This is a genomic window from Pseudomonas fluorescens group sp. PF-1, from assembly GCF_054481335.1.
Genome location: NZ_JBTMNG010000001.1, coordinates 1509714 through 1523578, shown reverse-complemented (window position 1 = coordinate 1523578; position 13865 = coordinate 1509714). Strand labels below are relative to the sequence as shown.

The window sequence follows — 13865 nt, the reverse complement described above, 5'->3', positions numbered from 1 at the left end:
GCTCACGCGCCTGATTTGTCGATGCAGACCAGCAGGCGTTCAACCGTGTAATCCAGCGGGCCGGAGTTGTCGAGCAGATGCACGGCGGGCTCGCTATCGGCCAGCAAGCGCTCATTGAAACGGGCATTGCGGGCCAGTCGGCGATCGATCTCGACCACCGATTCACGCCCGCGCGCCAGCAGGCGCTGGCGCAACACGGCCAGATCCACGGTCAGCAAGAGCACGATCAGGTCGGGGTAACGCTCGCGAGTGTTCTGCAGGTGCCCGCGAGAGCCATTGACCAGTACGTCCTCCCCTGCCGCCAGCCAGTCGTCGATGTCGCGCGCAATGCCATAGGCCAGACCATTAGCGCGCCAGCTCAGGGCAAAGGCGCCCTTGGCCTCCATTTCGGCGAACTGTTGCATGCTGACACCCAGCGCCGATTCCCCCACCGATTCCGCCGAGCGAGTGATGACCCGCTGCACGATTCGGCAGCCACGTTCGGCAAGCCGTGCTCGTGCGGCCTCCAGCAGGCTGTCCTTGCCTGAGCCGGAAGGTCCGATGAGATAGATCAACCTGCCCGCCATCAAAATACCTTCTTGCATGTCGCCTGATTCGTTGTACCCACGGCAGCCCGTCCGGACAAAGGGCTGCACGCGAAACCCGTGCATGCTCGCCACGGCGGTTCAACCCCGGCCGCCACGTCGAAGGCCGCCACATTACTCCAGTGCAATCCGCCGCGCACGGGGTTCGGGGCTCCGTCCATCCGGCGTTGAAGTCGTCTGACGCTCTGTCGTCGCCAGCAGGGCGCACAAAAAAGGCGACCCCTGAGGTCGCCTTTGCGTCACTGCCCGAATTGCCGCCCCAAACCGCCCGGCACACCGTGGATATCCGTCTCTTCCCACGGCCCTTTCGGGCTGATCGAGCGGCTCCAGCCGTTATCCCAGCGGTAGTAGGTGCGCTGGCGATAGAACGTGTTCGGTTGATCATCGAGCACATAGACACCCAGTTTCGGGTCCCAATGACTGTTGCCACCCGGCGGTGGCGCGAAGCTGGCCGAGGTACGTGGCAGCGGTTTCGCGGGTTTGGCCGGGGTGGTCGATTTACCCGGCGCGGTCGAAGGCGCCGGCTTGGTGCCCGGCTGCGACGACGGGATCGGTGGCGGGGCCTGATGTTCGGGTGGCCGTTGGACCGCACAAGCGCTCAGCCCCAAAATAACGCTGAGCAAGGTGATACGAGCGGTGACGGTCATGGTGGCGTTTCCTGTTATTTGTCCGGGCTGTCGATGGTCAGTGTCTGCGGCGCGGTGGTGCTGCTGGCCAAAGGCTGGCTGCGACCGACCCACTCACCTGCCGTCGGTTGACCGGCACGGGAGATGCGCGCAACCAGTTGGACTTCAGGGAAGTTCGACAGTTTCAACTGCGGCATCATTGCATCGGCATCGCTGAGTTCGACGGTTACCGGCAAGTCGGCCACGGTCAGGCGCTTGGCCGCCAACGGCGCAGGTGGGCCTGAAGTGGCGCGAGCAAAGATGAAGACGCTGTCGCCCGGCTGGACCTTGCCCTTCAGCTCGGCCGCCAGGTCCACATGAACCTTGAGCCGCGCAGCCGGTTTGGCTACGGGCGCCTCGGCCACCTTGCCGCCGCTGGCCACCAGTTTCTCGGTGGCGCGGGTAATGCCGCCCTGCAGCGCCACGCGGGATTGGTCGTCCGGCGGCAATTGCTCCAACAGGCGATTCCAGTAATCGATGGCTTGCTGATAACGCTGACCTTCGAAAGCCGCGATACCCAGCAGCCCGAGGCTGGTGACTTCTTTCGGATCAGCTTTGAGCGCTTCGTCAGTCAGTGCCTGAATTTTCTCCGACCACTGCTTGCCATCGGCGAAATACTGGGCTTGAGCCCATTGCCCGAGCAGTTCCGGCTGACGACCGGCCAGGTTCACCGTGCGCTCGAAAATCTTCGCGGCATCGGCTGGACGATCCTGGGTCATGTAAGTACGACCGAGGAAATACAAGGCTTCAGCGGAATCGGGCTGCGCCGCGACCGCACGCTCCAGACGCCGGGTCATCTCTTCCATCGACTGCGGTGGCTGGGAGAATTCCCGGGTCAGCTCGACTTTGTCGCTGGCACCGAAATGCAGGTACAAACCCAGACCCAGCACCGGCACCAGCACGGCTGCCAGCAACGGTGCCGGCTTGCCCAGGCGCGACACCCGTGGCGCGGCGACGCCTTCGGTGTCGGCGAGCAATTCACGGGCCGCTTCGGCGCGACCGGCGTCCATTTGCGCCGCATCGAGCACGCCCTCTTCCTGCTGAGTCTGCAACTCAGCCACGCGCTCTTGATACAGCGCCACGTTCAGGGCGGTACGATCCTCTTCGAGCTGGGCGCGACGACTGCGCAGAACGGGGATCAGCAGAAAACTCAGGGCCACCAGAAGCAGCAGACCTGCAGCGAGCCAGAAATCAATCATTCTTGGTTTTTATCCAACAGGTGGTCGAGGCGCTCGCGCTCCTCGGCAGAAAGCGAGCCCGGGGTGGCGGCGCGTTGCACGCGACGACGGCGGACGATCACCGCGATGATCACGACACCGCCCAGCAGCAGGCCGGCCGGGCCGAACCAGAGCAGTGCAGTCTTGGCGTTGAGAGCGGGTTTGTAGCGGACGAAGTCACCGTAGCGATCAACCATGAAATCGATGATCTGCTGGTTGTCCTTGCCCTCGCCGAGCATGCGGAAAATCTCTTTGCGCAGGTCGGCGGCGATGGGGGCGTTAGAGTCGGCGATGTCCTGATTCTGACATTTGGGGCAACGCAACTCCTTGGTCAGCTCGCGAAAACGCTCGCGATCGCCTTCCTTGGCGAACTCATAGGTGTCGATGGCCGCCTGCGCCACACCGACCAGGCTCAAACCCAAAATGACGGCAGCGATCCAGCGCTTCATGGCTTGGCCTCGTCGACCAGCGCCTGATATTTGGCCGCCAGTTTTTCGCGCCAGACCTGCTCGTCGATCACGCCGACGAACTTGTCGCGGATGATGCCCTTGGCGTCGATGAAGAAGGTTTCCGGCGCGCCGTAGACGCCGAGGTTCAAGCCCAGGGTGCCTTCGTCATCGCGGATGTCGAGCTGGTAAGGGTTGTGGTACTCGCTCAGCCACTTCAGGGCGTCGGCATTGACGTCCTTGTAGTTGATGCCGTAGATCACCACGCCCTTCTCGGCGAGTTTGTTGAGCACCGGGTGCTCGACCCGGCAGGAAATGCACCAGGTGCCCCACACGTTGACCAGCGCCGGTTTACCCAGAATGTCGGCGCGGGTCAGGGTCTTGTCGCCCTGCACCGCGGGCAGGGAAAACTCCGGGAATGGTTTGTCGATCATGGCCGAGGGCAACTCGGCCGGGTCCAGGTACAGACCGCGATACAGGAAAACAGCGACCACCAGAAAAATCACCAGTGGCAACAGCATCAACCAGCGTCTCATGCAGTGGCTCCCGACAGGCCCAGTGCTTCACGCACTCGGCTTTTCACCTTGACCCGATACCGTCGATCCAGCGCCGCCAGCACACCACCCAGGCCGGTGAGCAAGCCGCCGAACCAGATCCAGCGCACGAACGGTTTGACGTGCACGCGCACGGCCCAGGCGCCATCGCCCAGCGGCTCACCCAGTGCGACATAGAGGTCGCGGGTGAAGCCGGCGTCGATCCCGGCTTCGGTCATGACCGAGTTCTGCACGGTGTAAAGGCGTTTTTCCGGGTGCAGCACGCTGACTTCGCGACCGTCGCGGATGACCCGGATGGTGCCCTTGTCAGACGTGAAGTTCGGGCCTTCGAAGTGCTTGGCGCCTTCGAAGATGAAGTGATAACCGGCCAGGTCCATCGACTCGCCGGGTGCCAGGCGCAGGTCGCGCTCGGCACTGTTCTGACTCGACAGCACCACGCCGAGGGCGCAGACCGCGATGCCCAGGTGCGCCACCTGCATGCCCCAGTAACTGCGGGTCAGGGTCGGCAGGCCTTTGATCAGGCCTTTGTGGCGAGTCTTGTCGAAGATGTCACGCACACCGGCCAGCAATACCCAGGCGGCGAGCAGGAAGGTCGCCAGCACCGCCCAGTTGAAATCGCCATACGCGACACCGGCCACCACAGCCAGCGCGGTGCTGCCGAGCAACACCGGGGTCAGCATGCCTGCCAGCCATTTCACCGGGGTGTCTTTCCAGCGCACGATCACGCCGACCGCCATCACCAGCATCAGCAACGCCATCAACGGAATGAACAGTGCGTTGAAATACGGTGGGCCGACCGACAGCTTGGCGCCGGTCATCGCATCCAGAACCAAGGGATACAAGGTGCCCAACAGGATCATCGAAGCCGCGACCACCAGCACCAGGTTGTTGCCCAACAGCAGGGTTTCCCGCAACCAGAGGTTGAAGCCAACCTGGCTCTTGACCACCGGTGCGCGCAGGGCGAACAGCGTCAGCGAGCCACCGACCACAAACAACAGGAAAATCAGGATGAACACGCCGCGCTCGGGATCGGACGCAAAGGCGTGCACCGAGGTCAGCACTCCGGAACGCACCAGGAAGGTCCCCAGCAGGCTCAGCGAGAAAGCGGCGATGGCCAGCAACACGGTCCAGCTCTTGAACACGCCACGCTTTTCCGTGACCGCCAAGGAGTGAATCAGCGCAGTGCCCACCAGCCACGGCATGAAGGAAGCGTTTTCCACCGGGTCCCAGAACCACCAGCCACCCCAACCCAGTTCGTAGTAGGCCCACCACGAGCCCAGGGTGATGCCGATACCCAGGAACGCCCAGGCCACGATGGTCCAGGGGCGCGACCAACGAGCCCACGCAGCATCGAGACGACCGCCCAGCAATGCGGCAATGGCGAAGGCGAAGGCCACGGAAAAGCCGACATAGCCCATGTACAGCATCGGCGGGTGCACGATCAGGCCGATGTCTTGCAACAATGGATTGAGGTCACGACCGTCCGCCGGAATCTGCGGCAGGATCCGCGAGAACGGGTTGGACGTGAGGATCAGGAACAGCAGGAAACCGGTGCTGATCATGCCCATGACCGCCAGCACCCGCGCCAGCATCACTTGCGGCAACTGCCGGGAGAACACCGACACCGCGAAGGTCCAGCCGCCGAGGATCAGCGCCCAGAGCAGCAACGAACCTTCGTGCGCGCCCCACACGGCGCTGAATTTGTAGTACCAGGGCAACGCGCTGTTGGAGTTGCTGGCCACGTAGGCGACGGAGAAGTCGTCCGTCATGAAGGCGTAGGTCAGGCAACCGAAGGCAAATACCAGAAAGGCGAACTGCCCCCAGGCGGCAGGCTGGGCCAGGCTCATCCACAAGCGGTCGCCGCGCCAGGCGCCGAGCAGCGGCACCACGGCCTGAACCAGCGCCAGGCACAGTGCCAGGATCATGGCCAGGTGGCCCAGTTCCGGGATGAAGATTGCGGACGTCATGGGTCAACCCTCCTTCGCAGGTGTTGGAGCGGTTTGACCACTGTCCTTGAGGGCCTTGGTCACTTCCGGTGGCATGTATTTCTCATCGTGCTTGGCCAGCACTTCATCGGCCACCACCACGCCGTCGGCGTTGAGTTTGCCCAGGGCGACGATGCCCTGCCCTTCGCGGAACAGGTCCGGGAGGATGCCGCGATAGGTGATGGTGACGGACTTGTTGAAATCGGTGACGATGAACTTCACGTCCAGGGAGTCGCTGGAACGTTGCAGCGACCCCTTCTCGACCATGCCGCCGGCGCGGATGCGCGTGTCATGGGGGGCTTCGCCGTTGGCGATCTGGGTCGGGGTGTAAAACAGATTGATGTTCTGCTGCAGGGCGCTCAGGGCCAGGCCGACGGCAGCGCCGACACCGACCAGGATCCCGAGAATGATGATGAGACGCTTTTTACGCAGGGGATTCACTTGCCGTTCTCCCGGCGCAGACGACGCGCCTCTTGTTGCAGATAGCGCTTGCGGGCCAGGATCGGCGCCGCCACGTTGAGGGCCAGAACCGCCAGGCAGATGCCATAGGCTGACCAGACATACAGGCCATGATGGCCCATGGCGATGAAGTCGCCGAATGAAGCAAAACTCATCGAACGACCTCCAGGCTGTTTTCCACTTCGGCCTTCACCCAAGTGGCCCGCGCCTCGCGCTTGAGCACTTCGAGGCGCATGCGCAACAGCAACACCGCACCGAAGAAACAATAGAAACCCAGCGCCGTCAGCAACAATGGCAGCCACATTTCGGCGGGCATGGCCGGTTTTTCGGTGAGGGTGAAGGTCGCGCCCTGGTGCAGGGTGTTCCACCACTCCACCGAGTACTTGATGATCGGGATGTTGATCACGCCGACAATGGCCAGCACCGCGCACGCCTTGGCCGCGCTGTCACGATTGCTGATGGCGTTGCCCAGCGCAATGAGACCGAAGTACAGGAAAAGCAGAATCAGCATGGACGTTAGTCGGGCATCCCAGACCCACCACGAGCCCCAGGTCGGTTTGCCCCAGATCGCGCCGGTGACCAGTGCCACGGCGGTCATCCAGGCGCCGACGGGCGCCGCGCATTGCAGGGCGACGTCGGCCAGTTTCATCTTCCAGACCAGCCCGACGATGCCGCACACGGCCAGCATCACATAGATGGACTGCGCCAGCATGGCGGCTGGAACGTGGATATAGATGATGCGAAAACTGTTGCCCTGCTGGTAGTCGGGCGGTGCGAAGGCCAGGCCCCAGACCACGCCAACACCGATCAGCAGCAACGCCGCGACACTCAGCCATGGCAGCATTTTGCCGCTGATGCCGTAGAACCACTTGGGCGAGCCGAGCTTGTGAAACCACGTCCAGTTCATACTGTTTCCATCACGGTTGCCGCTCGTTATCACGAGTCAGCCAAAGGGTCTTTACTGGTTATTTTTTAACCAGACCTCATTATTCGCCGACGCTGATCTTCAGGCCAGCAGCTATTGCAAAAGGTGTCAGGGTTATCGCCAGGGCGGTCAGGCTACCAAGCCACAGGAGATAACCGGTCGCCGGCATGCCTTGCAAGGCCGCCTGCAAGGCGCCACTGCCAAGAATCAACACCGGGATGTACAACGGCAGTATCAGCAACGCCAGCAACAGGCCGCCGCGCTTCAAACCCACCGTCAGGGCCGCGCCCACCGCACCGAGCAGGCTCAGCACCGGTGTACCCAGCAATAAAGAAAGCAGCAACACCGGCAGACAGGCGGCAGGCAAACCGAGCATCAACGCCAGCAAGGGTGCGAGCAAAACCAGTGCCAGGCCGGAAAACGCCCAGTGTGCCAGCACCTTGGCCAAAACCAGAAGAGCCAGGGGGTGCGGCGAAAGGACCCACTGCTCCAGTGAGCCATCTTCGAAATCACTGCGGAAAAGCCCGTCCAGCGAGAGCAAAACCGATAAAAGGGCTGCGACCCAGACCAGTCCCGGAGACAAGGTTTGCAACAATTGAGACTCGGGACCCACCGCCAAGGGGAACAACGAAACGACGATGGCGAAGAATACCAGCGGATTGGCCAACTCCGCCGGACGGCGGAACAGCAGACGGGCCTCACGGGCGACCAACAGGCCGAAAACACTCATACGGCCCATTTCCCCAGATCAATGTCGCGATAACCGGCCGGCATCCGGCTCAGGGTGTGGTGTGTGGTCAATACGACCACGCCGCCGCGCTCGCAATGCGCAGCCAGGTGCTCTTCGAGTTGGGCCACGCCCTGCTTGTCGAGGGCGGTGAACGGCTCATCGAGGATCCACAGCGGTGGACAGTCCAGGTGCAACCGGGCCAGCGCCACACGGCGTTGCTGGCCAGCGGACAGGGTGTGACAGGGAACATCTTCGAAACCGCGCAATCCGACGGTTGCCAGGGCCTGCCAGATGGCGTCGTGGGAGGCCGGCTGATGCAGAGCGCAGAGCCAGCTCAAATTCTCTTCCGGGGTCAGCAGGTCCTTGATCCCGGCGGCATGGCCGATCCACAGCAGGTTACGCGCCAGCTCCGTGCGCTGTTCGTTGAGCGGCTGACCATTGAGCAGAACTTGACCGTCGGTCGGCTGCATCAGGCCTGAAAGCAGGCGTAGCAGGCTGGTCTTACCACTGCCATTAGGGCCACTGATCTGTACCATTTCGCCACTGGCCAGTCTCAAATCGAGATTTTCGAAGAGCAGCCGAAGGTCTCGCTCACAGGCAAGGGCAACGGTTTGCAGGACAGGACTGATCAAGGGTTCAAGGGCCTTATACGGTTCAAGTCGGCTCTGGCACGGCCGTTAAAGAGAGGCAGAATAAAGGTATTGGCAGCCCGAACCAGAGAGCTGGGTCAAATATTTCATTGTTTCGGCCGCCCTGTAGACAACGGGGCCGCATTATACATGCCATTTCCTACTCTAAAGAGCGCATTTTCCCAAGGTTGTGACCGCGTATGACAGTCGAAATGAACACTCCACCTCTACCGCAGACCCTACCGGCGACCGCACGTCCGCTGACGGTCAGCGGCGAGCTGATCAAGCTGCTGACGCCGATGGAGGGCCTGATCACCGCCGGTCAGACCGCCACGGCCGAAGTGCTGTCGCTCAAGCAGGCGGATCAGACTTTTCAATTGCTGCTCAAGGTCACCCTCGACAGCGGCCGTCAGACCACCGTCCAGGCCACCAGCAACCAACCGGTGGCCCAAGGCACCCGCATGGTGGTTACTCAGCCGTCGGCGAGCAACCTGGCGGTCACCGTGCAACAAGCCATTGCCTCCAGCGTCGCCACCCTCACCCGTATCGACACGGCGCAACTGCCGGTCGGCACGCTGCTGCAAGGCAAAGTGCTGACCTCCCAGGCGTTGCCGCAGGTGCCTGGCCAACCAGCGGTGTTTCGCTCGATGGTGAGCCTGCTCAATACCGTCCTGAGTGGCACTACCCTGAGCATCGAAAGCCCGCAGCCATTGGGCATCGGCACCCTGCTGAGCGCACAGGTGCAAGACACTCAGACACTGAAATTCGTGCCCTTGAGCACTCGTCAGGAACAACTGGCGGTGACTCATCAACTGCTCGACCAGCAAAGTCGCCAAGGCTCGCTGGACGGTTTGCTCAAACTCCTGCAAGACCTGCCGGATTCCGACCAGACCTCCGTCGAGTTGCGCTCCGCCGCTTCCCGGCTGCTTGCCGGCCTGCCCGATGTTCAGCAACTGAGTACGGCCAAAGGCCTGGCCCAGGCGTTACTCAACAGCGGTACGTTTCTCGAGACCAAGCTGCTGGCCGGGCAGAACCCGACACTGGCGCCTGACCTGAAGGCCGACCTGCTGAAGCTGATCGCGCAATTGACGCCAGGGCCTCAAGCCAACACCAACCTCAGCGCGATCATCGCGGCGAATACGCTGGTCCAGGCCATGCCGAATTTCGTGCGCAACGCCCTGGGCATGCTCGGCCAGGTCAGCGCCAAACCGCCGCCGACCAGTTTCCCGTTACCCGAACGCCTGCTGCAAAATGCCGAGGGGGAAGATGACCTCGAACATCTGCTGCGCCTGGCCGCCGCTGCGGTTTCACGCCTGCAGAGCCATCAATTGTCGAGTCTGGAACAGACCGGCGTGACCGCCGACGGGCGCCTGGTGAGCACCTGGCAACTGGAAATCCCGATGCGCAACCTGCAGGACATCGTGCCGTTGCAGGTCAAGTTCCAACGAGAAGAAGCCCCCGAAAAAGAATCGCAACAGGAACGCCGCGAGGAACGCGAGCCCAAACAGCAACTGTGGCGCGTCGACCTTGCATTCGACATGGAACCCTTGGGGCCGCTGCTGGTTCAGGCACAGCTGATCAAAGGCAGCCTGTCGAGCCAACTGTGGGCCGAGCGGCCCTACACCGCCAGCCTGATCGAAAGCAACCTGTCGGCATTGCGCGAACGTTTGCTGGCATCCGGACTGAACGTCGGTGATCTCGATTGCCACCTCGGCACACCGCCCCAAGGCCCCCAAACCCGCCTCGAACAACGCTGGGTCGACGAAAACGCATGAAAAACCCCAACGCCCCACGCCAGGCCATCGCCCTCAAATACGACGGCACCCACGCCCCTTCCCTCACGGCCAAGGGCGATGAAGAACTCGCGGAAGAAATCCTACGGATCGCTCGCGATCATGAAGTGCCAATCTACGAAAACGCCGAGCTGGTGAAATTGTTGGCGCGCATGGAATTGGGGGACAGCATTCCGCAGGAGCTCTATCTGACGATTGCCGAGATCATTGCGTTTGCGTGGAATCTGAAGGGCAAGTTCCCGGCCGGACACATTCCGGACGCGCCCATGGTCGAGAAGGATGTCACTGAACGCGGGGATGATTACTGACGCCATCGCGAGCAAGTCACGACCACAGAGGCAGCGGGCACGACCTAAACCACTGTAGGAGCGAGCCTGCTCGCGATGGACTCAAGCTCGCCGCGTTGATTCAGAGAGCCCGCGTCATCGTTAACGCCCATCGCGAGCAGGCTCGCTCCTACAACGGCACCCTCGCACCGGTATCGGCCTTGAAAAAACGCAAAAGCCTGAGGCTGCGACCAACGATCAGACCGTTGATGATGCCTGACGCCAGTGCGGACGTTGCGACCGCCGACACGCCATCAGCGAGTTCCGGGTACATGGCCTCTTGATATCCGCAGTAATAACGCCAGGCAAAGAACCCCCAATACACAAGTAGCACCTTGGCGGTGCCATTCAGCACTAGACGTTCTCCATCGCGTACTACGCCTTGATACGAATAAAAGCGCAGTGCCAGAACCCAGCCTGCCAGCATTCCCAACGCATATACCAAGAGCGGGATTGCAGCGCCTTGGGTGAAATTCAACGAAACCAGGGAAATGGCGACAAATACCGCCGGAGTGAACTGCAGCGACCTTTTCGATTCATGACTCTTGAAACAGCCGCGCACACCGCAGTAAGTCAGGATAAAAAAGACCGCATAAACCCACAGCGGTGTACCACGCAAAATGTCGTACATATGCCTCCCTGGCATTGAAATTCACTCAACCAAGCGTCGTTGAATAACGGCGATGGACTCAAGCGCGACGCGCTGACTCAGAAAGCACCCGTCATCGTTAACGCCCATCGCGAGCAGGCTCGCTCCTACTGGCTTTTAACTGCTCTTGTGCAACTTGCTCATCAACTCTGCCTCGGCCTGGGTCAAGCCGCAGGACTGGGTCAGTTCGTCGACGCTTGCGCCCATGCCGACCAGTCGCGCCGCCTGGGCGAACGACAGGCTGGAAGGGTCGCGCTGTTCCAGCTGGGCCAGTTTGTCCGGCAAAGGCGCGACGATCGCGCGCAGTTCGTGCAGGTCTTCACCCATGCGCACGCTACCGTTCTGGTAATTGTCGACGCGCTTGGCCAGCTCCTTGATGCGCTGATCACGCAGCGCATCACTCTGGGCCTGTTGCGCAGCAATCAACCGCTGACCGCGAATGTACGCCAGAAACATTGCCAGCGTGCCTGCCCAAAACAGGAACAGGACAATGACCGCCACCTCAAGAATCAATCAGATACTCTCCAGTTCCGACCATTCTTCTTCGCTCATCATCTTGTCGAGTTCGACCAGGATCAGCAGTTCGTTGTTCTTGTTGCACACGCCTTGAATGAACTTGGCGGATTCTTCGTTACCCACGTTCGGCGCGGTTTCGATTTCCGACTGACGCAGGTAAACCACTTCGGCCACGCTGTCGACCATGATCCCGACCACTTGCTTGTCGGCTTCGATGATCACGATACGGGTGTTGTCGCTGATTTCGGCGTTCATCAGGCCGAAGCGCTGACGGGTGTCGATCACGGTGACCACGTTACCGCGCAGGTTGATGATGCCCAGCACGTAGCTCGGTGCACCCGGAACCGGAGCGATTTCGGTGTAGCGCAGGACTTCCTGAACGCGCATCACGTTGATGCCGTAGGTTTCGTTGTCCAGTTTGAAGGTTACCCATTGCAGGATCGGATCTTCGGAACCCTTTGCCGCCGTCGCCTTATCATTCATACCCTGACCCCTCAAGAAACCGCCCTAGCGGTATTGTTCTGTTATGTAGGTTTGTGAGCCGGCTTGCTGCCGCCCATGTGCTTGGCCCCACCGCTGGCGATCAACTCGGCCAGCGCGGAAACGTCGAGCAATGCACACATGTGTTCAATCACGGTGCCCGCCAGCCATGGCCGTTGGCCACGATGGCTGCGCCATTTGATTTCGTTCGGGTCCAGGCGCAACGAGTGACTGACTTGATGCACCGCCAACCCCCACTCGTAGCCCTGGACCGAAATGACGTATTGCAGGCCCTGGCGGAAGTCATCGCGATAACGGTCGGGCATGACCCAACGCGCAGTGTCCAACACCTTCAGATTGCCCGCCTGGCTCGGCAGGATGCCAAGGAACCACTCCGGCTGGCCGAACAACGGCGTCAGTTCGTGCCCCGCCAGCGGGTAGATCGACCCCAGGCACACCAGCGGCACCGCCAGGGTCAACCCAGCGACATCGAATAGCAGGCATTCGAACGGTTCGGCGGCCCAGGACGGACGGCCATCGGTTTCCTCCGGTGGCGGTGTGACCGGCGGCAGATGCACTTCGACGACCGGCGGCACCAAGGCTTGGTGCATTTCAACGGGCGGCGGAACCAGTGCCTGCAGCAACGGCGCGATGGTCGATACCGGCGCCAGAACGGGGGCCGGTGCTTCGAGCACGGCGACTGCCGGCTTCGGTACTGAAGGTGTTAGTTCCGGGGCGGCAGCGACGGCGGCTTTCTGTGCATCACGGGCCTGTTCTTCGAGCACAGCGGCCTGGAACTCATCCAATGCAGCTTCGACTTCAATCGCTTCGACAACTTCGACGATTTCAGCAAGCGCTTGAACTTCAACCGGCAGTTCTTCGGTCGCCTCCATCAGCAAGCTGTCCAGATAAGACTGGAGCGCCAGTTGCGGACGCGAGGTGGTCTTCACCGGCCGGTTCATGGCTGCCCCCTTTCCGGAGCGAGCTTGCTGGCGATGAAGGTATGAGCGCCGCGCATCTCCAGGAAGCCCGCGTTATCGTTGTCATCCATCGCGAGCAAGCTCGCTCCTACAGGGACTGGATTCATCTCACGCCACCTGCGGAACAAGTTGCGCCGCCAGCAAATGCTTGAGCAACGCACGGTAGGCAAGAACGCCCCGGCTTTTCCCGTCGAATTGCGAAGGCGTCAGCCCTGCCCGGCTGGCATCGCGCAATCGCGTGTCCACCGGAATGTAGCCTTGCCAGATGTCATCAGGGAATTTGTCACGCAGGACACGCAGCGTGCCCATAGACGCTTGCGTTCGACGATCGAACAAAGTCGGCACGATGGTGAACGGCAATGCCTGTTTGCGTGACCGGTTGATCATCGCCAGGGTGTTGACCATACGCTCCAGGCCTTTGACCGCCAGGTGTTCGGTCTGCACCGGGATCACCAGCTGCTGGCTCGCCGCCAAGGCATTGACCATCAGCACGCCCAGCAACGGCGGGCTGTCGATCACCGCGTAGTCGAAGTCTTGCCACAATTGCGCCAGGCTCTTGGCAATCACCAGGCCCAGGCCACTCTGGCCCGGTGACTGACGCTCAAGGGTCGCCAGCGCCGTACTCGATGGCAGCAGGGAAATGCGTTCGTCGCTGGTGGACAGCAACAACTGGCCGGGCAAGCCCTCAGGCACGCTGCCCTTGTGCAGGAACAGGTCGTAGTTGCTGTGTTCCAGGGTGTCGGGGTCGTAACCGAAATAGCTGGTCATGGAGCCGTGTGGGTCGAGATCGACCACGACCACGCGCTTGCCCGCCTCAGCCAGCAATCCGGCTAAAGCGATAGAGGAAGTGGTTTTACCGACACCACCCTTTTGATTGGCGACTGCCCAGACTCTCATTCGGATTGTTCCTCCCGGTCGATTGGATCG

At 61.5% G+C, this 13865-nt stretch carries 18 protein-coding genes; 2 read left to right on the top strand and 16 right to left on the bottom strand.

Annotated elements, in window-relative coordinates:
- Positions 1-2: 2 nt before the first annotated feature.
- The 11 genes from phnN to ccmA all read right to left on the bottom strand — a co-directional run bounded on the left by phnN (position 3) and on the right by ccmA (position 8197).
- Entirely contained in the window at positions 3-566 is a 564-nt protein-coding gene (gene phnN, locus ACX3YD_RS07260; protein ID WP_458960391.1) for a phosphonate metabolism protein/1,5-bisphosphokinase (PRPP-forming) PhnN, read from the bottom strand.
- 257 nt (positions 567-823) lie between these two features.
- Positions 824-1231: a hypothetical protein gene (locus tag ACX3YD_RS07255; RefSeq protein ID WP_103402505.1), complete on the bottom strand. Its 408-nt coding sequence runs from the start codon at positions 1229-1231 to the stop codon at positions 824-826.
- A 14-nt stretch (positions 1232-1245) separates the two neighbouring features.
- Entirely contained in the window at positions 1246-2448 is a 1203-nt protein-coding gene (ccmI, locus tag ACX3YD_RS07250) for a c-type cytochrome biogenesis protein CcmI (RefSeq protein ID WP_458959565.1), read from the bottom strand.
- Positions 2445-2915, bottom strand: a complete 471-nt coding sequence (locus ACX3YD_RS07245; RefSeq protein WP_458959564.1) for a cytochrome c-type biogenesis protein — start codon at positions 2913-2915, stop codon at positions 2445-2447. The genes ccmI and ACX3YD_RS07245 overlap by 4 nt, the downstream gene beginning before the upstream one ends.
- A complete protein-coding gene (locus tag ACX3YD_RS07240) occupies positions 2912-3448 on the bottom strand; it encodes a DsbE family thiol:disulfide interchange protein (RefSeq protein ID WP_047531938.1) in 537 nt (178 codons plus the stop codon). The genes ACX3YD_RS07245 and ACX3YD_RS07240 overlap by 4 nt, the downstream gene beginning before the upstream one ends.
- Positions 3445-5433 carry a heme lyase CcmF/NrfE family subunit gene (locus tag ACX3YD_RS07235; RefSeq protein WP_458959563.1) on the bottom strand — a complete coding sequence of 663 codons (1989 nt, stop codon included), beginning with the start codon at positions 5431-5433 and terminating at the stop codon, positions 3445-3447. Before ACX3YD_RS07235 ends, ACX3YD_RS07240 begins: the two co-directional genes overlap by 4 nt.
- Positions 5434-5436: 3 nt before the next feature.
- Positions 5437-5892: a cytochrome c maturation protein CcmE gene (ccmE, locus tag ACX3YD_RS07230; RefSeq protein ID WP_047531942.1), complete on the bottom strand. Its 456-nt coding sequence runs from the start codon at positions 5890-5892 to the stop codon at positions 5437-5439.
- Entirely contained in the window at positions 5889-6065 is a 177-nt protein-coding gene (gene ccmD / locus ACX3YD_RS07225; RefSeq protein ID WP_007980758.1) for a heme exporter protein CcmD, read from the bottom strand. The genes ccmE and ccmD overlap by 4 nt, the downstream gene beginning before the upstream one ends.
- The gene (locus tag ACX3YD_RS07220) at positions 6062-6817 is read right to left on the bottom strand and encodes a heme ABC transporter permease (RefSeq protein WP_103402502.1); all 756 of its coding nucleotides are present in this window, start codon (positions 6815-6817) and stop codon (positions 6062-6064) included. Before ACX3YD_RS07220 ends, ccmD begins: the two co-directional genes overlap by 4 nt.
- 79 nt (positions 6818-6896) lie before the next feature.
- Positions 6897-7565 carry a heme exporter protein CcmB gene (gene ccmB, locus ACX3YD_RS07215; protein ID WP_007980754.1) on the bottom strand — a complete coding sequence of 223 codons (669 nt, stop codon included), beginning with the start codon at positions 7563-7565 and terminating at the stop codon, positions 6897-6899.
- Complete coding sequence (gene ccmA, locus ACX3YD_RS07210) at positions 7562-8197, bottom strand: cytochrome c biogenesis heme-transporting ATPase CcmA (RefSeq protein ID WP_103402501.1); 636 nt, start codon at positions 8195-8197, stop codon at positions 7562-7564. Before ccmA ends, ccmB begins: the two co-directional genes overlap by 4 nt.
- A 197-nt stretch (positions 8198-8394) precedes the next feature.
- On the opposite strand from ccmA, the gene fliK reads away from it, so the two are divergent.
- Positions 8395-9969, top strand: coding sequence for a flagellar hook-length control protein FliK (fliK, locus tag ACX3YD_RS07205; RefSeq protein WP_458959562.1), 1575 nt, complete (start codon positions 8395-8397; stop codon positions 9967-9969).
- Positions 9966-10295 (top strand): EscU/YscU/HrcU family type III secretion system export apparatus switch protein, encoded by a 330-nt coding sequence (locus tag ACX3YD_RS07200; protein ID WP_130203770.1) that lies wholly within the window; start codon positions 9966-9968, stop codon positions 10293-10295. Before fliK ends, ACX3YD_RS07200 begins: the two co-directional genes overlap by 4 nt.
- A 148-nt stretch (positions 10296-10443) precedes the next feature.
- Here ACX3YD_RS07200 and ACX3YD_RS07195 read toward each other — a convergent pair whose 3' ends face one another.
- From ACX3YD_RS07195 to ACX3YD_RS07175, 5 genes are all read right to left on the bottom strand, one after another.
- Positions 10444-10944, bottom strand: a complete 501-nt coding sequence (locus tag ACX3YD_RS07195) for a hypothetical protein (RefSeq protein WP_458959561.1) — start codon at positions 10942-10944, stop codon at positions 10444-10446.
- A gap of 135 nt (positions 10945-11079) precedes the next feature.
- Entirely contained in the window at positions 11080-11475 is a 396-nt protein-coding gene (locus tag ACX3YD_RS07190; protein ID WP_103402497.1) for a DUF2802 domain-containing protein, read from the bottom strand.
- Positions 11476-11961 (bottom strand): chemotaxis protein CheW, encoded by a 486-nt coding sequence (locus tag ACX3YD_RS07185; RefSeq protein ID WP_007980742.1) that lies wholly within the window; start codon positions 11959-11961, stop codon positions 11476-11478.
- A gap of 41 nt (positions 11962-12002) precedes the next feature.
- Positions 12003-12920 carry a CheW domain-containing protein gene (locus ACX3YD_RS07180; RefSeq protein WP_458959560.1) on the bottom strand — a complete coding sequence of 306 codons (918 nt, stop codon included), beginning with the start codon at positions 12918-12920 and terminating at the stop codon, positions 12003-12005.
- Between the two features lie 126 nt (positions 12921-13046).
- Positions 13047-13835: a ParA family protein gene (locus ACX3YD_RS07175; protein ID WP_288098737.1), complete on the bottom strand. Its 789-nt coding sequence runs from the start codon at positions 13833-13835 to the stop codon at positions 13047-13049.
- Positions 13836-13865: the final 30 nt, after the last annotated feature.